The organism is Oceanivirga miroungae (assembly GCF_902505095.1).
In the GTDB taxonomy this organism is placed as follows: domain Bacteria; phylum Fusobacteriota; class Fusobacteriia; order Fusobacteriales; family Leptotrichiaceae; genus Oceanivirga; species Oceanivirga miroungae.
In genome coordinates this window covers 1,013,552-1,036,615 of the sequence record NZ_CABWIB010000001.1, presented here as the reverse complement: position 1 = coordinate 1,036,615, position 23,064 = coordinate 1,013,552, and the positions used below count along the sequence as shown (strand labels likewise).

General features: G+C 29.1%; 17 protein-coding genes and 2 rRNA genes. 12 read left to right on the top strand and 7 right to left on the bottom strand.

Annotated elements, in window-relative coordinates; genetic code table 11:
* Positions 1 to 6: 6 nt before the first annotated feature.
* From OMES3154_RS05045 to OMES3154_RS05000, 10 genes are all read left to right on the top strand, one after another.
* The gene (locus OMES3154_RS05045; protein ID WP_156683699.1) at positions 7 to 705 is read left to right on the top strand and encodes a pseudouridine synthase; all 699 of its coding nucleotides are present in this window, start codon (positions 7 to 9) and stop codon (positions 703 to 705) included.
* Positions 702 to 1,394, top strand: a complete 693-nt coding sequence (locus OMES3154_RS05040; protein WP_156683698.1) for a Rossmann-fold NAD(P)-binding domain-containing protein — start codon at positions 702 to 704, stop codon at positions 1,392 to 1,394. The genes OMES3154_RS05045 and OMES3154_RS05040 overlap by 4 nt, the downstream gene beginning before the upstream one ends.
* A gap of 101 nt (positions 1,395 to 1,495) precedes the next feature.
* On the top strand, positions 1,496 to 2,590 hold the full coding sequence (locus tag OMES3154_RS05035) for an ABC transporter substrate-binding protein (protein WP_156683697.1): 1,095 nt from the start codon (positions 1,496 to 1,498) through the stop codon (positions 2,588 to 2,590).
* Positions 2,591 to 2,594: 4 nt separating this feature from the next.
* Positions 2,595 to 3,491 carry a branched-chain amino acid ABC transporter permease gene (locus tag OMES3154_RS05030; RefSeq protein WP_156683696.1) on the top strand — a complete coding sequence of 299 codons (897 nt, stop codon included), beginning with the start codon at positions 2,595 to 2,597 and terminating at the stop codon, positions 3,489 to 3,491.
* On the top strand, positions 3,491 to 4,489 hold the full coding sequence (locus tag OMES3154_RS05025; RefSeq protein ID WP_156683695.1) for a branched-chain amino acid ABC transporter permease: 999 nt from the start codon (positions 3,491 to 3,493) through the stop codon (positions 4,487 to 4,489). Before OMES3154_RS05030 ends, OMES3154_RS05025 begins: the two co-directional genes overlap by 1 nt.
* Complete coding sequence (locus tag OMES3154_RS05020) at positions 4,455 to 5,213, top strand: ABC transporter ATP-binding protein (protein ID WP_156683694.1); 759 nt, start codon at positions 4,455 to 4,457, stop codon at positions 5,211 to 5,213. The genes OMES3154_RS05025 and OMES3154_RS05020 overlap by 35 nt, the downstream gene beginning before the upstream one ends.
* Before the next feature lies 1 nt (position 5,214).
* Positions 5,215 to 5,922, top strand: a complete 708-nt coding sequence (locus tag OMES3154_RS05015; RefSeq protein WP_156683693.1) for an ABC transporter ATP-binding protein — start codon at positions 5,215 to 5,217, stop codon at positions 5,920 to 5,922.
* A 92-nt stretch (positions 5,923 to 6,014) separates the two neighbouring features.
* Positions 6,015 to 6,353, top strand: a complete 339-nt coding sequence (locus OMES3154_RS05010) for a hypothetical protein (protein ID WP_156683692.1) — start codon at positions 6,015 to 6,017, stop codon at positions 6,351 to 6,353.
* A gap of 12 nt (positions 6,354 to 6,365) precedes the next feature.
* Positions 6,366 to 7,970: a signal peptide peptidase SppA gene (sppA, locus tag OMES3154_RS05005; RefSeq protein WP_156683691.1), complete on the top strand. Its 1,605-nt coding sequence runs from the start codon at positions 6,366 to 6,368 to the stop codon at positions 7,968 to 7,970.
* A 10-nt stretch (positions 7,971 to 7,980) separates the two neighbouring features.
* Positions 7,981 to 8,817: a tetratricopeptide repeat protein gene (locus OMES3154_RS05000; RefSeq protein WP_197271509.1), complete on the top strand. Its 837-nt coding sequence runs from the start codon at positions 7,981 to 7,983 to the stop codon at positions 8,815 to 8,817.
* Positions 8,818 to 8,846: 29 nt separating this feature from the next.
* Here the strand turns inward: OMES3154_RS05000 and OMES3154_RS04995 are convergent, their stop codons facing one another.
* The 7 genes from OMES3154_RS04995 to OMES3154_RS04965 form a co-directional block, all read right to left on the bottom strand.
* The gene (locus OMES3154_RS04995; RefSeq protein WP_156683689.1) at positions 8,847 to 9,287 is read right to left on the bottom strand and encodes a hypothetical protein; all 441 of its coding nucleotides are present in this window, start codon (positions 9,285 to 9,287) and stop codon (positions 8,847 to 8,849) included.
* A gap of 2 nt (positions 9,288 to 9,289) precedes the next feature.
* Positions 9,290 to 10,150 (bottom strand): metal ABC transporter solute-binding protein, Zn/Mn family, encoded by an 861-nt coding sequence (locus OMES3154_RS04990; protein WP_156683688.1) that lies wholly within the window; start codon positions 10,148 to 10,150, stop codon positions 9,290 to 9,292.
* 10 nt (positions 10,151 to 10,160) lie between these two features.
* Positions 10,161 to 11,045 carry a metal ABC transporter permease gene (locus OMES3154_RS04985; RefSeq protein WP_156683687.1) on the bottom strand — a complete coding sequence of 295 codons (885 nt, stop codon included), beginning with the start codon at positions 11,043 to 11,045 and terminating at the stop codon, positions 10,161 to 10,163.
* Between the two features lie 8 nt (positions 11,046 to 11,053).
* On the bottom strand, positions 11,054 to 11,743 hold the full coding sequence (locus tag OMES3154_RS04980) for a metal ABC transporter ATP-binding protein (RefSeq protein ID WP_197271544.1): 690 nt from the start codon (positions 11,741 to 11,743) through the stop codon (positions 11,054 to 11,056).
* A 3-nt stretch (positions 11,744 to 11,746) separates the two neighbouring features.
* Positions 11,747 to 12,280 (bottom strand): hypothetical protein, encoded by a 534-nt coding sequence (locus OMES3154_RS04975; RefSeq protein WP_156683685.1) that lies wholly within the window; start codon positions 12,278 to 12,280, stop codon positions 11,747 to 11,749.
* A 200-nt stretch (positions 12,281 to 12,480) separates the two neighbouring features.
* Positions 12,481 to 15,465 (bottom strand): S8 family serine peptidase, encoded by a 2,985-nt coding sequence (locus OMES3154_RS04970; protein ID WP_156683684.1) that lies wholly within the window; start codon positions 15,463 to 15,465, stop codon positions 12,481 to 12,483.
* A gap of 9 nt (positions 15,466 to 15,474) precedes the next feature.
* Complete coding sequence (locus tag OMES3154_RS04965; protein WP_156683683.1) at positions 15,475 to 18,141, bottom strand: hypothetical protein; 2,667 nt, start codon at positions 18,139 to 18,141, stop codon at positions 15,475 to 15,477.
* 369 nt (positions 18,142 to 18,510) lie between these two features.
* On the opposite strand from OMES3154_RS04965, the gene OMES3154_RS04960 reads away from it, so the two are divergent.
* Both OMES3154_RS04960 and OMES3154_RS04955 read left to right on the top strand, forming a co-directional pair.
* Positions 18,511 to 20,022, top strand: a 16S ribosomal RNA gene (locus tag OMES3154_RS04960).
* 136 nt (positions 20,023 to 20,158) lie between these two features.
* Positions 20,159 to 23,064 (top strand): 23S ribosomal RNA (locus tag OMES3154_RS04955).
* Together the 16S and 23S rRNA genes form the textbook arrangement of a ribosomal RNA operon.

Below are 23,064 nucleotides of genomic sequence, written 5' to 3'. Positions count from 1 at the left end.
AAAAAATTGAGATTAGATAAATATCTAGCAAATTCAGGGGTTGCTACAAGGTCAGTTGTAAAAAAGATAATAAAAAGCAATAGAATAAAAGTAAATGATAAAATAGTAAATGATCCTAAATTTGATGTTAAAGACGAAGAAGTATTTTTTGATAATAAAAAGATTAGTTATAGAAAATACGTATATATAATGTTAAATAAACCCAAAGACTATATTAGTGCTACTTTTGATAAAAAACATAAAATAGTAATTGATTTACTAAATAATGAGTATAGTACATATGATATATTTCCAGTAGGAAGACTAGATATAGATACAGAAGGACTTTTAATACTTACAAATGATGGAGTATTAGCACATAATTTATTAGCACCTAAAAAGCATGTACTAAAAAAATATTATGTAGAAATTGAAAGTAAGATAAGTTCTAGTGATATTTTGAAATTAGAAAATGGCGTTGATATAGGGGATCATATTACAAAGTCGGATACAAAAATTAATTTAATAGATGATAAGTCTTTATATATTAGCATAAGTGAAGGTAAATTTCATCAAGTTAAAAGAATGTTTGAGGCAGTTTCTAATAAAGTTACATATTTAAAAAGAGTTATGATGAATAATTTAGAATTAGATAGTAATTTAAAATTAGGAGAATTTAGAGAATTAAGTGAAGAAGAGTTAAAACTACTAAAAGGAGAACTATGATATACATAGTAAGTAAGGAAAGAAAATTTAATGTATTAGAAAATATATTGAAAAATAAAAATAAAGAATATGAATATCTGAATATAAGTGAAAAAGAATTTGAAGATTTAGTAAATTCAAAAAACTATGAAGCTATATTTGTATCAAAAGAATATCAAGACTGTTTAGATGAAAAAAAAGACCTAATATATGTAAAAAATGGGGAAATTAAATATACTGAATTACTATACATAGGTTTTTCTAAATTTTTAGATAGAAATAACATAAATATGAATGAAAAAAGAGTTTTACTTTTAGGGAGTAATAAAAAAGCAAGAACTATATATAGAGTTTTAAAAGATAAATATGAAAAGGTTACGGTATTTATAGCAACAATTAGTGAAGAACTTATGGACCTAGAAGCGGGGGACAGAAGAATTAAAAAAGTTGAAATAAAGAATATGAAACAAAGTGATTTTATTATTAATGCTACAACATTAGGTAATGTTGGTGAAGAAAATAGTTCAATGTTAGAAAAAGAAAATGAAGTAAGATCATATAATATTATTGATTTGATATATGAACCTAAAGAAACAGCACTATTACTAAAGTATAAGGTAAAAGGTGCTAGAATATATGGTGGACTTGAAATTGAAAAAACTAAATACTATGAAGCATTAAAAATATTAGAAAATGAATTTCAAGTATAAGTAAAATTTATGGATATATTAAAAAATTATATTTTACATTTATACTTAAATTTGTTAGTATGAGAATATAAATTTTAAAAGGATGAAAGGAAGAACACAATATGAAGAAATTTTTATTATCAATTACAGTTTTATTATCATTAGTATTAAGTTGTGGTACATCAAATGATGAAGCAAAAAATGTAATTAAAGTTGGAGTACCAGTACCTTTAACAGGGGATTTAGCACAATATGGACAAAGCATTAAAGAGGGAATAGAACTATACATAGATAAGATAAATAATGATAAAATACTAGATAAGCAAATAGTAGCTGAATATGTTGATAGTAAAGGAGATATACAAGAAGACATTAATATTTTCAAAAAAATGGCATCAAACAAAGTTGACTATATATTAGGTGAAGCAGCGTCAGCTCATTCTTTAGCTGTGGCTGAATTAGCAAATAAAGCTAAAATCCCTATGATAACACCAGCAGCAACTGCTATGAGTGTTACTGAAGGTAAAGAATATGTATTTAGAATATCATTTACGGATCCTTACCAAGGAGAAATGATGGCTAAATATTTAAATAAAGAAAAAATAAATAAAGTTGCCTTATTAGTAAATAATTCAAGTGATTATTCAGTAGGAGTAGCTAAAGCATTTAATGAACAATCTGAAAAATTAGGTTTATCTGTTTATGAATTAAGATATACTAAAGAAGATACAGACTTTAAGAGTTTATTAACTGACATAAAAAATAAAGATATTAAAAATGTATTTATCCCAGATTACTATAATACAGTTGGATTAATTTTAAGCCAAGCAAAAGAAGTAAATTTAGATGCTATGTTCTTTGGAGCAGATGGTTGGGATGGAATACAAGAAAACTTTGCTAAAGTTGCAGATGGAGCAGTTTTTTCTTCTCAATTTGTTGATGATGAAAATATAGAACAATCAAAAGAATTTATTAAAGAGTACAAGGCAAGATTTAAAAAATCACCTACAATATTCTCTGCGCTTGGTTATGATGCAGCGACTGTATTAGTTGAAGGAATCAAAAAAGGTGGTAATTTAGATGCATTTAAAGGTTTAGATGTAAACTTAGTTACAGGACATATTACATTTGATGAAAATAGAAATCCTAAAAAAGATGTTCTATTTGTTGAAGTAAAAGATGGTAAAGTAATATTAAAAGAAAAATTTGGAGAGTAAGTAAATGTTTAAAAATTTGTTAGACCAATCAATAATTGGACTACAAATAGGAAGTATATATGCTCTAATTGCATTAGGGTATACCATGGTATATGGAATAGTAAAGTTAATTAACTTTGCTCATGGAGATCTTCTTATGGTAGGAGCATATGTAACTTACTATGGGACTAGTAAAGGGTTATCGCTTACAGCATCTATTGTTGTAGCTATAATCTTTTGTAGTGTATTAGGAATAGTTATTGATATCGTGGCATATAAGCCACTTAGAAAAGCACCAAGAATGTCTGTTCTAATTAGTGCAATAGGAGTAAGTTTTTTCTTAGAAAGTTTTGCTCTTATATTATTTGGTGCAGCACCAAAAGTTATAAAATTAGATTTAGTACCAACATTTTTAAAAACAACAGAAAGTATTGAAATATTTGGTAGTAGAATAAGTTATTTATCTATATTTGTTATAGTCTCAACATTAATTTGTATGATACTTCTTAATTTATTTATATCTTATACAAAATTAGGAAAAGCAACACGTGCAGTTGCACAAGATAGTGAAGCAGCAACATTAATGGGAATAAATACAAATCTGACTATATCAATCACATTTGCAATAGGAGCAGGTTTAGGAGCATTAGGCGGAGTTATGTACGCATTAATGTACCCAAGAATAGAACCATACATGGGAATATTACCAGGTCTTAAAGCATTTATAGCAGCTGTTTTAGGTGGAATGGGTAGCATTCCTGGTAGTATGTTAGCTGGGTATTTATTAGGCTTTATTGAAACATATATAAAAGCATATATATCAACAAGTTGGGCAAATCCAATGGTCTTTATGATACTAATAACTGTATTATTATTTAAACCTAGTGGACTTTTTGGGAAAAATATTAAGGAGAAAGTATAATGAGATTTAATTATAAGGATTTTTTTAAAAACTTTTCAGTAGTTACTATTCTATACTTAATACTTTTTCTTAGTATAATGAATGAAGGAATATTTAGTTATAAAGGATCTGTATATATCAATGTATTAATATATATAATATTTGCAGTAAGTTTAAGTATAACAGTTGGTCTTTTAGGTTTACTTAATCTAGGGCATGCTGGATTTATAGCGGTTGGTGCTTATACAGGTGCTTATGTGTCTAAGTTAATTATAAATTTAGGGATAAATGAGAATATAAAATTTATATTTGCACTAATAATAGCAGGAATAGTATCGGGAATTGTAGGTGTATTGGTAGCTATTTTAACACAAAAGTTTAGTGGTGATTATTTGGCAATAATAACTCTAGCTTTTGGTGAAATAATAAAATATGTAATACAAAATTTACCATTTTTAGGTGGAGCAGCTGGATTTAAAGGTATACCAAACTACACAAACTTTACAATTACATTTATAATGGCAGTTATAACGATTTCAGTTGTAATGTTAGTAGGCTATTCAAGATTTGGTAGAAGTATGGTTTCAATTCGTGAAAATGAAATAGCAGCTGAAAATGTTGGTATAAATATAAATAAGATTAAAAGATATGGGTTTTTCATATCAGCATTTTTTGCAGGAATTGGAGGAGCATTATTTGCTCATAATCTAGGAGTTATATCTCCAGATAAGTTTTCTTTCATATTCTCAATAGAAATACTTGTAATGGTAGTATTTGGTGGTATGGGAAGCATAACAGGAGCAATTCTTGCAGCAGGCTTTATAACTATAGCTAATGAATTTTTAAGAGGTATAGCAGAATACAGAGCACTAATATATTCTATATCTTTAATCATTATCATATTATATAGACCAAAAGGATTACTTGGTACAAGTGAGATAAGTATAGTTAAAATTATTGATAAAATAAAAGGAATAATAAAAGATGGAATTATTAAAAACAAAAAATATGGGGATTAGTTTTGGAGGACTAAAGGCACTACAAAAAATAGATATTAAAATAGAAGATAATGAACTAGTAGGACTAATAGGACCTAATGGAGCAGGTAAGACAACTTTATTTAATTTATTAACAGGAGTATATAAGCCAACAGAAGGTGAAGTATACGTAGCAAACACTTTAATAAATAAGTTAGATACTTACCAAATAGTTGCACTAGGGATATCTAGAACATTTCAAAATATTAGACTTTTTGAAAAACTACCTGTAATAGATAATGTTAAAATAGCTAGTGATAGATATATGAAATATAATACAATAAATTCAATATTTAGATCAAAAAAATACAGAGAAGAAGAAGATAAATCAAATAAGGAAGCGTTAGAGTTACTTAAAATATTTGATTTAGATCACCTAGCGCATTATAGAGCAGATAGTTTATCGTATGGACAACAAAGAAAATTAGAAATGGCAAGAGCCTTAGCTACTAAACCTAAATTACTTTTATTAGACGAGCCAGCAGCTGGTATGAATCCTCAAGAAACAAAAGAGTTAATGGAAATAATAGCGAAAATAAGAGAGAAGTTTAAAATTTCTATTTTGTTAATTGAACATGATATGGGTCTTGTTATGGGAATCTGTGAAAGATTATATGTTCTAAATTTTGGTCAGCTTATTGCAAGTGGAAGTCCTAGTGAAATACAAAATAACGACACTGTTATAAAAGCATATTTGGGGGAATAAAATGAAAATATTAGAAGTAGAATCTTTAAATGTCTATTATGGTGCAATCCATGCAGTAAAAAATGTAAACTTTTTTATTAAAAAAGGAGAAATAGTTTCTTTAATAGGGGCTAATGGGGCAGGAAAAACTACAATATTAAAAACTGTGTCAGGACTTATAAAGCCAAAATCAGGAGAAATTTCATATAAAGGATTAGATGTTTTAAAGACTAAGCCGTATGAATTGGTCAATTTAAAGTTAGCTCATACTCCAGAAGGAAGAAAAATTTTTACGGAATTAACAGTTGAAGAAAATTTAGAAATGGGAGCGTATACTTTGACTAATGATAAAATGCATGAAAATATAAAAAAAATGTATGATATGTTTCCAAGATTAAAAGAAAGAAAAAAACAATTAGCAGGTACAATGAGTGGTGGAGAACAACAGATGTTAGCAATAGCAAGATCACTTATGTCAGAACCAGAAGTTTTATTATTAGACGAGCCTTCTATGGGGTTAGCTCCTTTATTAGTACAAGAAATATTTGAAATAATAAAGATGATAAATAAAAAAGGTGTTACTATATTATTAGTAGAACAAAATGCTAATCAAGCATTGTCAATTTCAGATAGAGCTTATGTATTAGAAACTGGAGAAATAATACTAAATGGAAGTGGAGAAGAATTATTAAATAATAGTATGGTTAAAAAAGCATACTTAGGTGGATAAAAATTAAATTCAAAAGATTATTGATATAATTTTTTGGATTTTTTTTATAATTAAAATATGATATAATTAAAAAAAATCGAGGAGGTAATATTTTGAAAATATATATCTTTATGTTTATACTGTTAGTATTTTTAGAATTAGTTTGTTCTTTTATGCTTATATTCAATGTAAAAAAAAGTGAGAATTTATCTTTGGGACTACTAATTTTAAATATGCTAGTTGTAATATTATCGTATATAACTAAAGTATCATTTTTCTATAATATAATTTATTCAAGTATAAAATTTAATATATTTTATCTTGTTATAAACTTTATTTTAATATTAGGATATTTTGGGATAGATGATAACTTAAAACCAATACATAGAATTTTTGTATCATTATTTTATTTATTAAACACATTTGGATTGATAATATTTATACTTAACTAGGAGGAAATTAAAATGTTAAACTTAATACTTATACCGATAATAACTATAATACTAATATCAATTTTAGCTTTTATAGTTTTTGTTATTGCATTATCTAATTTAAAAAACAAAAAAAGGTCAAAAATAAAGCAAAAAAAAGCTAAGACAATTCTAATATCAGAAATGGATTTAACATATGATTCTAAAAAAAGTACTATTAAAGAAACTTTTTCTTTTTTAAAGCTAAAAAATAAATTAAAAGCTATTTCAAAAGATGAAAAAATAGAAAGAATAATAATAGATTTAGATAACTTTTCTTTTTCATTTACTGAATTTGAAGAAGTCGAAGAAATATTTAAAACATTAAGAGAAACAAAAGAAGTAATTTCAATAGGTAGTATATTTACAAAGGAAATGTATTTAACAGCATTATTAACAAGTAAGATATATAAACTAAATACTAAAAATAGCTATCTTATGATAAATGGATATAATAAAGTTTTACCTTATTATAAAAAGTTACTAGATAAAATAGGAATAAATGTAAAAATTCTAAATGTTGGAGACTATAAATCTTATGGTGAAAACTATAAATTAGAATCTATGTCAGATAATTTAAAAGAAAGTATAAAAAATTTATCTGATCAAAAATTAAACTTTTTTATAGATAAGGTAAAAGAGTACAGAGGAATTGATATTAGAAATGATTTAGTAGAGGGGAATCTATTTTTAAAAGATAATTTTGAAAATTTAATTGATAAGTCTGTAAATAAGTATGAATTTATTGAAAAAGATGAAAATTTAATGGATATTCTAGATTATGAAGTTAAATTAAATAGAAAAACTAAAAAATTCATAAAAAAAACAAAAGACTATATAGCAGTAATAACGCTTGATGGGACAATATCAGAAAATGAGTTAAGTTTTGATAAAGTTTATGATAAAGTAAGTAGAATTAGTGATGATGAAAACTTAAAAGGAGTAATACTAGAAATAAACTCACCAGGTGGAAGCGCCTATGAATCAAGTTTAATAACAACAATGTTAAGAAAAGAATTAAAAGGTTTACCAATATTTGTAAGTATGAAAGATGTTTGTGCATCTGGAGGATACTTTATTGCAAGTTCTGCAACTAAAATATTTGCTAATAAAAATACATTAACAGGGAGTATAGGGGTTGTGTCTATGTATCCTAATTTCTCTGAATTAGCTAAAAAAGTTGGAGTAAATTTTGATGGAGTAAAAAATGGAGAAACTACAGAATATTTAGATTTAACTCAAGATTTATCAGAAAAAACAGAAAATATTTTATTAAATGAAATAAAAGAAATATATAAGGAATTTAAGTTAAATGTAATGAGATCTCGTATAATGACAGACCAAAGACTGGAAAAAATAGCAGGTGGACGTGTATTTACAGGTGTAGAGGCATTTGAAAATGGTTTAGTAGATAGAATTGGGAGCCTAGAAGATGCAGTAAATGAGATGAAAAAATATTTAAAATTAGATAAGGTTAAACTTATACAAATTTCAGAAGAAACTGATTTTAAAGATGACATAAAAAATAAAATATCAAATTTAGTAATTGACACTAAATTATTAAATACACCATTAACGCTTTATGTTGATATGCTATAAGGGGGAAATAATGACTATAAACGAAAAAATAGCTTTTATAAATGAAGCAAGAATAAAAAGACAAGAACTTATAAAATTAAGTAAATCAAAAGAAGAATTAGAATTATTAAAAAAAGTTTGTGAATATACAATAGATGTATATGGAGAAAAATCTAATGTAACAATTGATATTTTAAATGAAGTAGGTGGAGCTGCTAAATATGTAGGTGAATATAATCTTGCAATAAATTCTATAGTTGAGGCAAGAAATATAATAAAAGAAAAGTTTGGAGACGATAATATTCCATATGCAACAACAACTTTAAATTTAGCAGAAGTATATAGATTTAAAGGTGAAATTGATAAGCTTTTAGTTTTATATCAAAAAGTAAAAGAAATTTATGAAAAATACGATATGTATAATACTTACGAATATGCTAGTATATGTAATAATTTAGGACTATATTACCAAGATGTGAAAGATAGCAAAAAAGCGTTAGAACTACACCTAATAAGTTATGAAATATTAAAAAATGATAATGAACATGAATTAGCCTTAGCAACTACAATGAATAATTTAGCATTAGCATATAGAGGAGTATCAGACATAGAAAAATCTGACGAATACATAAAAAAGGCATTAAAACTATATGAAAAAACTGTAGGTAAAGGTCATTCAATGTATAGTGCAGCAATAAATTCATTAGCAAGCTCACTATATCTACAAGGAGATTTAGAAAAATCTTTAGAATTATTTGAAAAAGGGCTATTCATAGTAGAAGCATCATTTGGTACAAACAGTATAAATTACATAAAAATGAAAGAAAATGTTGAAATGGTAAAAGATACTATAAATAAATTAAAATAGTGTGGTAAAAATCAACCACACTATTTTTTTTAATCTACCTTATTACCTAATAAATAATCTTTTTCATCTTGCGTTAAAGTACTATCATTATTTATCATATCATTCCATTTTTCTTTCTCAGCTTTGCTAAGAGGATAAATATCTGTAACATCATATTCATGACCTGGCATTACAAATACATGAATATGGAATTTTTTAGTTTTAGGTTTATAGATAGTCATTTCTTCTGTTTCTCCTAAATTTCTTTGGAATAAAACAAGACTACCTCCTATTGTTTTACCACTTCCATTATATGGTTTATCTAATATAATGGATATTTCAGAACCTATAGCATCTCCTGGATCATTAGGGAATTTTACAGAGATATTCATTGTACCATCTTTATTATCTTTTAATATAATATCTGGATTATGTGAAAATGAAATTAGTGTTGTAAAAACTAATGCTAAGCTTAATAAAATTTTTTTCATTGCTATTCTCCTTTACTATTATTTAATTTTTTTAATTCTTTTAAATTGTATAAATATATATCAGTTAATGCTGATTTAGACATTAAATCTTCATCGTCTTCATCTTCAACGGGCATTTTACCTGTTTTAATATATGTAAGACTTGCTTTGTTTTTTGAAATTAAATCCTTAGTTTCTTTACTTTCATATCTATTAGTTAATACAGTATTAAATCCAGTTTCTTTAATTGTTTTTTCAAGCTTGCTTAAATCATCTACTAAAATATATGGAATGTTAAGATAACTAACTAAATAAGCTAAAGAGTTATTTAAAATTATAACTCCATCTATATTATAGATATCTAAATACATATTTTCTATATTATTAATTTCGTTTAAAGCCTCATATAAATTTTTATCTAGTATTTTTTTGCTTTTTGGATAAAGACTTACTAAATCAGAATGTATTATATTTAGCATTTTTTTAGCATTTGTAAAATCTAACCATATATATGGATTGTCTTTAAATAAAGTCATAATTAAACTAGAATTATCAGTATATGTTGTACTAGCATCAATTTCTACTGTTCTAATATTTGAAAGTCTTGAATATTTATACAGTAAATCATTCTTCCAAATATTTTTTAAATCAACTACAGCTACAATGTCATTAAATCTATCAAGTGCATATTCAGATTTTTTAAAGTAGATATCTTGATTAGTATCCATACTTGTTGCAGTTTCAAATACGCTTACTACATTTACACCCATGTCTTTAGTTAATAAATTAGTTAATGTATATGTAGCATTTGTTGTAGTTAGTATAGTATCTGAAAATGAAATAAATCCAAAAATTAGAATAAAATTTAAGATCATTTTTTTCATGATTTTTCACCTAAGCCTTTCTTAATGTTTTATATATAATTGTTATAATGAAAAATACAGCTGATACCATTATTATTGATCCACCCGAAGGTAATGGTATATTTAATATTAAAGGTAGTAATATTCCAAGTATTGTACTTGATAATGAGAATAAAATACTAAACCAGAAAAAACTTTTAACTGATCTAGATATATTTTTGCTGCTAGCAGCTGGTATTAAAAATAGAGCTTCAACTAAAGCAGTACCAATTATTTTTATACTTGCTAAGGTTACAAGTGTAACCAGTATTATAAATAGATAATCTAAAAATTTAACATTAATACCCTTTATTTTTGCCATATTAGAGTTGAAGCTTCCAAGTATTAAGTTATTATAGTTTGGTATAGTTATAATTAAAAGAACTATTGTAGATACTATAAGTATCATTATGTCTAAATCATTTACCGTTAAAATAGAACCAAATAATAAGCTTTCTAATACATGTATATTTGCCTTAGAAGATATTATTATAATTAAAGCTCCACCTATTGCTATTGTAATTGATAGAAAAATACCTATTAGAGTATCAGAACTCATTTTTGTTTTGTTTTTTGTATATGTTATTATAATTGCAAAAATTATACAGTATCCATACAGCATAATATATGGACTTGTAGGATTTTCTCCTAAAAATATTCCAAGAGCAATACCGGTTAAAGCAGAGTGTCCTATAGCTTCTGAGAAGAAAGCCATTTTTTTAGTTATTATTAAGGTACCAAATATACCAAGTATAGGTCCTAGAAATATTGCAGATATTAGTGCATTTATAACAAAATTATATTGCATGAATGATGGCAAATATGAATTTAGTGAAAGAGATATAATATATTCTCTAAATAAATTTAATAAATACATATTATCACCTATGAATAAATATCAAGTAAACGCTCATTTGAAATTTCTTCATCTTTATTTACCTGAAACTTAAGATCTTTTTTTATACAAGTTATAGTATCTGCATACTCTCTAGCCACTTTAATGTTGTGGTGTATCCATATTATTGTAATTCCTTCATCTCTTAGATTTTTAATCGTATTTAAAAAGTATTGTTCTCCAACTGTATCTACTCCCGCAAATGGTTCATCTAATATAAGTAAATTTGGTCTTGGATTTATTGCTTGAGCTAATAAAAGTCTTTTTAATTCTCCTCCACTTAAATTTCCAAGAAGTCTTTTTTCTTTGTGTTTTAGCCCTACTTCTTCTAAAATCTCATTAAAAAGTTCCTTCTTTTTTAAATTAGGAGATAAAAATGCAGGTTTTTTACTATAACACATAGATAAAAAATCAGTAATTGTAATAGGTAAAGTTTTCTCAAAGTCAAGAGTTTGAGGGACATAGCCTATTTTATCTTTATCTTCGTATTTAAATAAGATTTCTCCTTTATATGGCATCTGACCTAATAAACATTTTAAAAAACTTGTTTTCCCTCCACCATTAGGACCTATTATTGCATGTATTTTACCTTTTTCAAAGTTAAGACTTATATTTTCTAGTATTTGGTTATTTGAAATATTTAAAGATAAGTTTTTAACTTCTATTGAAATACCTTCTATCATTTAATTCCCCTTTCTGAATTCTTTTCCTGTATAAGCGTCAATTACTTTAAATTCTTTACTTCTTAATAGTTTATCTATCTCTAAATTAGATTCTTTATATGTGCTAGAGAAAAGAATTTCAGAATTTTTATTAAGTTTGTTTATTTTTAAAATAAAAGTGCTACTATCTTTGCTACCTACAAATAAGATATATTTATTATTAGATAATTCAATCCACTTGTGATTATCTATGCTACCCTCTGCAAATGGTTCATAGAAAAGCTCATCTTTTAAGTATTTAATACTTAATTTATCCATATCTATTAAATCAATATCATCAGTAATTAATTTTAAATAGTTATATGTAATATTATTTTTACCACTAAGTGATTTTGCACTTATATGATTTTTATTAATTAGTTCACTTGTACTTTCTGTTGTTATAAATATTGTGAAAAATGAAATTATAAAAATAAAAATTATGCTTAAAAGTACATAAGTATTTTCTAGTCTATCATTTTCACTTGAAATTTTTTTTATCTTAATTTTAATCACCTTCTTTGAACCTTATTTTAACACTTTAAAATATATTTTTCAAATGAAAAGTCTTGTAAAATAAGGGTTTTTAGCAATAACTGAAATTTGTATTTACAAAAAATTACTGTATTTTAATAGTGAAAATTAAAGTTATAAAAAATAACTGAATTATAAAAAAAATTAGAAAAATAAAAATACAGGTTTTACCTGCATTTTTACTATCTAGTGATTCCAAGATTAAATCCAATTTTACCCTTAGTATCTATATCTAAAGAAGTAGTAATTATGAACTTATTTATTTTACTGTTAAAACCTATAGAGTAGTTAGCAGATACTTTATCAACATTTTTTCCATATAGTTTTGTATCAATACCTAGGATACTTGCATTTATAAAAGTATCGTTAATACTATTATAGCTTACATCTAATCTATTTATTAAATCAATGTTATTATTTAACTTAGTTTTAGAATTTATACCTAATGAAATTTTATCATTAAATAGGAAGGTATTTTTTATCTTTATACCAGCATTTTGTATGCTTTTTTCTTTATTTCCAAATACATTTAAAAATTGCATAGTATTTTGAATATAAAGACTAAGATTTGTTTTTATCTTATCTAAGTTTATATCGTTTTTAAATATTAATTTATTTTGATAAAGTGCACTATGAAAATCATTTTTAACAATTTCATTTATAAGTTGTCTGTTAACCTTTGAGTAGTTATATCCAATGGAATTTAATATACTTAAATTTTTATTATAGTTATAATTAAAATCAAGGTTTATAAAATGATTATTAAAAATACTATCATCATTAAATTTATACTTAGATTTTGCATAAGTAATATACCCATTAAATTTATTATCATAGTTTATTCCTAAATTAACGCTATTTAGGTTTAAATTAAATGGATCATAGTTTTTGCCTTTAATAAAGTTTGTCTTATTATATGTATTTAATGAAAATGACAACTTATTAAATATATTAGAGTTAGTAAATATCATATTATTTTTACTCTTATCTAAATCATCAATATTATCTAGTAATGAAGATATATAGCTTGAGTAATTATCGGTAAATATTTGACTTATCGCTTTTTTCTTATCTTCTTTACTAGGAGATTTTGCTGATAGACTTAGAATATGACCTGTACGGTTATCTATTTTCATATAATATGAATAAAAATACTTAACTCTGTCTGTAACTTTATACATATCGAAAAAAGTTTTTTCATTTCTTTTATATGATGGAATATTTCTTAATTGTTCTTCGTTTAAATCTCTTAATTTAGTATAGTTTTCATCAACATTTTTAAGTTTTGAAATTTTATTTACAAAGTCTATTGTTACATATTTACCATTATCAATAACTATAGGCTCTAAGTAAATATTATTTATATTAGCGTCTATAGTTTTAGCTTTTACTAAATTTTTTAAATCTGATAATTCTTTAGTGTCATCACCAATTTTTACAGTACCATTTAACTTAAATGAGTCTGCATTAACTACATTATTAGGGTGTAATATAGTGGTAGAATTATTATCTGCTTCATATGACTTTAAACTAGAAATATTAGAGTTAAAATCTACAGTACCTTGTGATGTAATTTTATTTAATGTGAGATTATTATTAGAGTTAATTTCAAAATTAGAACCTGCAAATACTTCATATTCTGAGTTAGAATTATTTTTAAGCACAAGTTTTCCGCCTAGTATTTGTGTTTTAGTATCATATAGTTGCTCACCTTCTAATACTAAAGTCCCATTACCATTTTTACGAAGTCCAGCTTTTTTTACATTAGAATAATAGTTTCTCTCACTATCTAATACCTTAGGTATTCTATATTTATATATAATACCGTGCCTAAATTCATTACCACAAGACTTTTCACCTTCGTTGCAATAGGTATAAATGTTAGAACTATGAGGGTTAACTGTTTGTGGAGTTCCCTCAAATTTTAATGTATCATAATCTTCATTTGTATTACCATCTCCATCAAGACCAGATTTTATATCATTTGAGAATGTATATTCTTTACCATCATTTATATCTACATAAAAGTATAGGTTTTTATCCTTATCATAAATTTTATCATAGTTAGATCTAAAATATTTTTGTTCCTCAATTAAACCAGCATTTAGATCTGATGGCCCCTTCATTGCTTTTTCTCTATCAACATGACCCCAACCGTTATATATACTTATGTATTTACTGTCTTTTTTAGCTGTTGTTAGTATTACTTGTTTAACTTGTTGATAAGTTAAAAATGGGTATTTTTTCTTAATCTCATATGCTAGTCTTGATACACGGGGAGTAGAAAAACTAGACCCCATATTTTCAGGTAGTTTACTATTTTCATCACCTTTTACATAACCATCTTCACCAACTGTAAAACTACGAAGTAAAAGAGCATCTGTCATATAAAAATCAGTATTGCTATTTTCTTTTAATTTAATAGAATTACCATAGTATTCATTGTTTTCGTTCTTATTTATTATTATTTGCTTATCAGTATCTTTATTAATGTAGAAGTTATCTTTATCTTCTGGTTTTAACGATTCAAATTTAACTAATATAGATTCAGATCTTGCTATTTTTTGCATAGAAGGTGACATTACTTGATACATAGCCATCATACTATTTCCATTATTTTTAGTAGGGACAAGATAGTTTGTATTACCAAGAGCAATTACTTTTAATTTTTCATTATTTAGATAGTCTTTATCATAAGCCCTATCAGAGAAAAAAATAGAATAATTTGGGTCGAGGTTATTTTGTATTTTGTCTATATAGTATGAACGTGATAATAAATGCCCCATATCAAGATTAAAATATGAACCCCCAAATGACATATTAATAATTCCTGTAATATCTCTTGTATTAACTTGATCTTCCCAAAAATTAGAAGGTTCTATATCTAAATTATTAGTTCCATTAATCATTGTATTTTTAAATACATCATTTACCGTCTTTTTATGTTCTTCAATCTTATTTGCGTGTTCAATTATAGTGACAGTGTTTTTAATATTATTAGAATATTCATCAGTAGCATGTAAAACTTTTTCTTCAACCACTTTATAGTTATTTCTATCTACATTAATTTTAAATCTATTTGGATCTGGTGCAAAAGTATCATTAAAATCTATTTTAGCGCAAGATGCAATAGATAAGATTAATAATATGTATATATGTTTTTTCAATGTTCCTCCTTAAAATTTTTGTTTAATTCCAAATTCAAATTTTGTTGTAATATCACCTAAAGACATATTTTTAGCTACTGGTCTAAAATATCCATCTTTATCTATACCTATAGTACTACTATTATTAAAATTAAAATTTGTTTCTAATTTAGAGTAGAATTTAATGTTTTTATTAAAATTGTAGTTTATTTCAAGGTATGGTTTAATATCTAGGATATTACCTAAAACCCATTTATCAACTTCATATTTAAGTTGTCTTCTATAAGCTGGGATATCGATGTATTTATTATTTTTAAATTCTAAATATTCCTTATATCCGTTAAGTAAAGCTTCATTTTCTTTACCATTAGATTTAGGTGATATTAATTTGTTTCTTTCAAAGGGACCTAAACTATAGTAAAATTCATAAAGTTCAGGTGTTGGCTCAACGAAAATAAGAGCTTCTTCTTTATTTCCTTCCATTAGTTCAATAGGTGCTTTTCTTGCTTCAAGCGTATATTTTAAATTTAAACCATATATTAAATTTAATTTCTTTTCATTTAAGTTATATGCTGTGTCTAAATTATATGAACTTCTATTTATTTGATATGAAGTATTAATTAGGTTATTTCTGTAATATGTATTATATTTGTGATATATGTATTGATCATTAAAGTCAAATTTTAAATTAAATCTTTTTTTGAATTTTTTTTCTACTCCAAGACTTAAATTATTCTCAATCATAAAATTATTTTCTCTATTTTCATATGAAGGTATATCAACGTGTACATTATTTTTAAAATTGAATTTATATCCTTTATATTTATATGAAATTTTAGATTCATTGTTAAAGTTAATCTCATTTAAGTTTGTATATGAAAGTGGCTTACGAGATAGACCTAAAAAATTATAGGTATATTTTATTAAAACATAATCTGTTCTTTCTAATCGTTCATCTGGACTATACAGTATTTGCGTATTTGTTGTTTGTGAACTATTATCATCAATATCAGCAAAAGGATCATCATCAGTAGGTACAGTTCCACCAATATCAGCAAAAGGATCATCATCAGTAGGTACAGTTCCACCAATATCAGCAAAAGGATCATCATCAGTAGGTACAGTTCCACCAATATCAGCAAAAGGATCATCATCAGTAGGTGCAGTTCCACCAATAGAATCCAATTCATCATTTCCTTCATTTGGAAATTCATTTTTTATACAATATTTATCTGTATATGGCATACAGGAATTTTCAAATTTAAGTAATTCATAAATCTCAATATATTGATTTTCATTTTCGTCTTTTTTTACTAAAAGGTGTCTTTCTTGTAATTTTTTAGGTATATGGTTTTCTATATGATCTATATTTTCATTGATAAATGCCTTACTATTTTTATCATTATATAAGTATTTTTTTTCAGTATAGAAGTCAAAATCAAACGCCTTTACTTTTCTTATGTTTTGGTTATATGTAAAATTATTTTCTAAAGTTAAATTATCTATAAAGGCATTGGATTTTTTTAAATTTAATTCAGCGTTATAGCTAAATAAATCCTCTTTTCTACTGTATTTATAGTCTTTTAATTTTAATATAGGTTTATCATACTTAGCGTCGTGTGTTAGGCTAAATTTTACTCTAAATCTATCTTCTTTTTCATGTTCGTGATCGACTATTTCATAGAATTTATGACTTCTTAATTTTTCTTTATTATAGTCATAGTCTATACTAAAAATATTTTTAAACTTAATCTTCTCATCAAGTGAATTTAACTGAATAGCATTATACATATAGCTGTTTATAAAATTATTTTCATTTATCTTTATTCTAAAATCAGTATCAGATTCAAACTTAGTTGGATTAAATTTAACAAGACTTAATCTAGGTCTAAAATTAAGAGATACTTTATCTTTTAATAATAAATGAGTTTTTAACTCAGCTATAGTTTCATCATTAGGATGACTTATTTCATTTTCAACCATTCTTCTAAAATAGTGAGTAAGTTTAAATCCTACCTTATTATTAAAGTAATCTATACTAGCTTTAATACCTAAATCCTCATCTTCTTTATATTCTCTGGAATTGAATGGAATAAAAGTATCGAATTCATTTCTATAACCAGTGTGTTCTTCATCATGGTTATGGTCATGATCGTGATTATGATTATGATTATGTGAGTGACCAGCATGACTGTGTGCATGAGGTAATACTAATTTTTTACCACTAGCTCTTTTAATCAAGTATTCTAAACTATTTCCAAAATTATATAGGTTATTCAAAGGAATTTTACTAATATTTCCCGAACTTTCTTCAACTGAAAAATCTTGGCCAAACATAGTTGTATATTCTACATTGTATATTTTTTTTGGATTAAAATAATCTGTTAACACTCCCTGTTTTTTTGAAAAATTTTCTTCCTCACCAAGTTTTTTATTTTTAATAGGTATAAAAGAAGACTTAGTGTTTGATTTATTAATACGATCTCTTTGTCCTGAGACTTTAACATTAAATTTAAAAAAATTATTTCTTGATGTTAATGTGAAATCTAATGGCGTATAAGTTATAGAGCTTAATTTTAATTTCCCTCTTTTTATATTTTGTACTTTAACATTAGAATTATTAGTTCCATATAGAGTTTTATCTGAAGACATTGCAATATATGGGATAATACCCAGTATAAGTAGTGACTTTTTCATTTACTGTAACCGTTTCCTTTCTTTTATTTAAAAGTAAATATACACCAAAAGTATAAAATAGTAAAAAGATATATTAAGGTATATTTCAGTTGTTTTTTTATGAAATTAGAAAATATATATGATAGAATACTTAAAAAAAATTCAGTTAAAATTCAGTTAATGATAAAAATGTGTTGGAAATAAAGGGGTTTTACAATTTCTGATTTTTTTTTAAAAAATTTTCTTGACAAGGTACCTAAAAATTTGTTAGTATATATCTTGTCAAGCGGGAAAGAAAGCTTGATAAGAACAATGAAAAGATAATAAAAACAAATGCAAACAAGTTAAGATAAAAGACAATAAGGTGAAAAAAAACAAGGAAAAATAAATTGAATGAAGAGTTTGATCCTGGCTCAGGATAAACGCTGACAGAATGCTTAACACATGCAAGTCGATGAGCTAAGTAAGCTTGCTTACAAGGCACATGGCGGACGGGTGAGTAACGCGTAAAGAACTTACCCACTAGACTGGGATAACAGAGAGAAATTTCTGATAAAACCGGATAAGTTAGTAGTAGGCATCTACTGCAAATGAAAAAGAGATTACTAGTGGAGAGCTTTGCGTCCTATTAGCTAGTTGGTGGGGTAAAGGCCTACCAAGGCGATGATAGGTAGCCGGCCTGAGAGGGTGAACGGCCACAAGGGGACTGAGATACGGCCCTTACTCCTACGGGAGGCAGCAGTGGGGAATATTGGACAATGGAGGTAACTCTGATCCAGCAATTCTGTGTGTGCGATGACGGTCTTCGGATTGTAAAGCACTTTTAGTTGGGAAGAAAAAAATGACGGTACCAACAGAAGAAGCGACGGCTAAATACGTGCCAGCAGCCGCGGTAATACGTATGTCGCTAGCGTTATCCGGAATTATTGGGCTTAAAGGGCATCTAGGCGGCAAAACAAGTTGAAGGTGAAAAGCTGTGGCTCAACCATAGTCTTGCCTACAAAACTGTAATGCTAGAGTACTGGAAAGGTGGGTGGAACTACACGAGTAGAGGTGAAATTCGTAGATATGTGTAGGAATGCCGATGATGAAGATAACTCACTGGACAGAAACTGACGCTGAAGTGCGAAAGCTAGGGGAGCAAACAGGATTAGATACCCTGGTAGTCCTAGCTGTAAACGATGATCACTGGGTGTGGGGAGTCAAATCTCTGTGCCGAAGCAAAAGCGATAAGTGATCCGCCTGGGGAGTACGTTCGCAAGAATGAAACTCAAAGGAATTGACGGGGGCCCGCACAAGTGGTGGAGCATGTGGTTTAATTCGACGCTACGCGAGGAACCTTACCAGATCTTGACATCTACGGAAGACAAAGGAGACTTTGTTGTGCCTTATAGGAACCGTAAGACAGGTGGTGCATGGCTGTCGACAGCTCGTGTTGTGAGATGTTGGGTTAAGTCCCGCAACGAGCGAAACCCCTATCATTAGTTGCCATCATTAAGTTGGGGACTCTAATGAAACTGCTAGCGAAGAGCTAGAGGAAGGTGGGGATGACGTCAAGTCATCATGCCCCTTATGATCTGGGCTACACACGTGCTACAATGGGTAGTACAATGAGAAGCAAGATGGCGACATTAAGCAAAACTCAAAAGCTACTCTTAGTTCGGATTGGAGTCTGCAACTCGACTCCATGAAGTTGGAATCACTAGTAATCGTGAATCAGCAATATCACGGTGAATACGTTCTCGGGCCTTGTACACACCGCCCGTCACACCACGAGAGTTGTTTGCACCTGAAGTTACTGGCCTAACTGTAAAGAGGGAAGTACCTAAGGTGTGAATAGTGATTGGGGTGAAGTCGTAACAAGGTATCCGTACCGGAAGGTGCGGATGGATCACCTCCTTTCTAAGGAGAAATGAAAAGACTTCTTATCTTGTTTGCAAATTATCTTTAAATTAAAAAAATAGGACAATGAGAAATGAATAGTAGGTAAAATATTACAACTTTAACAAAAGAGATAGATAGAGTTAAAAAGAGAAAGAGAAAGCTAAATAAGGGCGTACGGAGGATGCCTAGCTAGTAAAAGCCGAAGAAGGACGTGATAAGCTGCGAAAAGCTTAGGGGAGTCGCATATAGACATAGATCCTAAGATATCCGAATGGGAGAACCTGTATATTAGAAGAATATACACGAAAGAGGTAAGCCTGTGAACTGAAACATCTAAGTAACAGGAGGAAAAGAAAGTAAAAACGATTTTCTAAGTAGCGGCGAGCGAACGGGAAAGAGCCTAAACCATAGTAGTGCCAAGAGGGTATCGTTGCTATTATGGGGTAGAGGGTATATATTAGTCAATTACCATAAGACAGTATGAGTATACTACGAAGCAGAACATAACTGGAAAGTTAGACCAAAGAAGGTGATAGTCCTGTAGGGCGTAAATAGTATATGAGTATATATATAACCCGAGTAGCATCAAGCACGAGGAATTTGGTGTGAATCAGTGTGGACCATATCACATAAGGCTAAATACTTTTACTAAGCGATAGTGGAGAGTACCGTGAGGGAAAGGTGAAAAGAACCCTGAGTAAGGGAGTGAAATAGAATTTGAAACCGTACGCTTACAAGCGGTAGGAGCCCTAAGGGGTGACTGCGTGGATTTTGGTTAATCATCCTGCGAGTTATGATATATGGCGAGGTTAAGTAAAGCGGAGCCGAAGGGAAACCGAGTCTTAAAAGGGCGATAGTCGTATGTTATAGACGCGAAACCTAGTGATCTATGCCTGACCAAGTTGAAGCAAAGGTAAGACTTTGTGGAGGACTGAACTCACCGCCGTTGAAATGATGGGAGATGAGTTAGGTATAGGGGTGAAAAGCCAATCGAACTAGGAGATAGCTCGTTCTCTCCGAAATGCATTTAGGTGCAGCCTTAATAGAAGATATGTGGGGGTAGAGCACTGTTTGACCTAGCGGGCGTATAGCTTAGTGAAGTCATGCAAACTACGAATACCATATATTAATAATTAGGAGTGAGACTATGGATGATAAGGTCCATGGTCGAGAGGGGAAAAGCCCAGACCAACAGCTAAGGTCCCAAATTATGTCTAAGTGGGAAAGGAGGTGGATATTCAGAAACAACCAGGAGGTTGGCTTAGAAGCAGCCATACCTTGAAAGAGTGCGTAACAGCTCACTGGTCGAGAGTATCTGCGCCGAAGATTTAACGGGGCTAAGACATAAACCGAAGCTTTGGAACATATGTAAATATGTTGGTAGGAGAGCGTTCTGTAAGCTGTAGAAGGAGAGTTGAAAGACGATCTGGAGGTATCAGAAGTGAGAATGCAGGAATGAGTAGCGAGAAAGTATGTGAGAATCATACTGGCCGGAAGTCCAAGGATTCCACGGCAATGTTTGTCAGCCGTGGGGGAGTCGGGACCTAAGTGAAGACAGGGATGTCATAGCGAATGGAAAATAGGTTAATATTCCTATACCACTAAATCAACGATTGAAGGGATGGAGTGACGCAGGAAGGTATGTGAGATAACTGACGGAATAGTTATTCTAAGCCAATAGCGTGATTATATAGGCAAATCCGTATAATTAAACGTGAAAGGTGATGGGTAAGCACAATAAGTGTAAGTCACAGATCCTACACTGCCGAGAAAAACTTCTACTGAGGAGATTAAGTGCCCGTACCGTAAACCGACACAGGTGGACAGGGTGAGAAACCTAAGGCCGACAGGATAACTCTAGCTAAGGAACTCTGCAAAATAGCCCCGTAACTTCGGGAGAAGGGGTGCCTATGGTAAGTGAGAAGATAAGTACTTCGAAGCTGAGATAGGCCGCAGTGAAGAGTCCCAAGCAACTGTTTACCAAAAACACAGGTCTATGCTAAGCCGGAAGGCGACGTATATGGGCTGACACCTGCCCAGTGCCGGAAGGTTAAGAGGAGGATTGAGAGATTCGAATTGAAGCCCCGGTGAACGGCGGCCGTAACTATAACGGTCCTAAGGTAGCGAAATTCCTTGTCAGGTAAGTTCTGACCTGCACGAATGGTGCAATGATTTGGGAGCTGTCTTGGCTGGAGACCTGGTGAAGTTGTAATAGCGGTGAAGATACCGCTTACCTGCAGTAGGACGGAAAGACCCCGTGGAGCTTTACTGTAGTTTGGCATTGGGTTTTGGCAATGTGTGTATAGGATAGTTGGGAGACTAAGAAGTAATTACGCTAGTAAATATGGAGTCAATGTTGGAATACCAACCATATATTGTTGAAATTCTAATCAATAAAATGAGACAGTGCTAGATGGGCAGTTTGACTGGGGCGGTCACCTCCAAAAGAGTAACGGAGGTGTTCAAAGGTTCCCTCAGGTTGGATGGAAATCAACCAAAGAGTGTAAAGGCAAAAGGGAGCTTGACTGCGAGATTGACGGATCGAGCAGGTACGAAAGTAGGACTTAGTGATCCGGTGGTACTGAATGGAAAGGCCATCGCTCAACGGATAAAAGCTACCCCGGGGATAACAGGCTGATACTTCCCAAGAGTCCATATCGACGGAAGTGTTTGGCACCTCGATGTCGGCTCGTCTCATCCTGGGGCTGGAGAAGGTCCCAAGGGTTGGGCTGTTCGCCCATTAAAGAGGCACGCGAGCTGGGTTCAGAACGTCGTGAGACAGTTCGGTCCCTATCCACTGCAGGCGTAGAATATTGAGAAGATCTGTCCTTAGTACGAGAGGACCGGGATGGACAAACCGCTGATGTATCTGTTGTCACGCCAGTGGCATGGCAGAGTAGTCACGTTTGGAACGGATAATCGCTGAAAGCATCTAAGTGAGAAGCCGACTTCAAGATAAGTATTCAAAGATACCTTCGAGACTAGGAGGAGATAGGCTAGGGGTGTAAGTGTAGTAATACATTTAGCTGACTAGTACTAATATATCGAAAGCTTTACTAC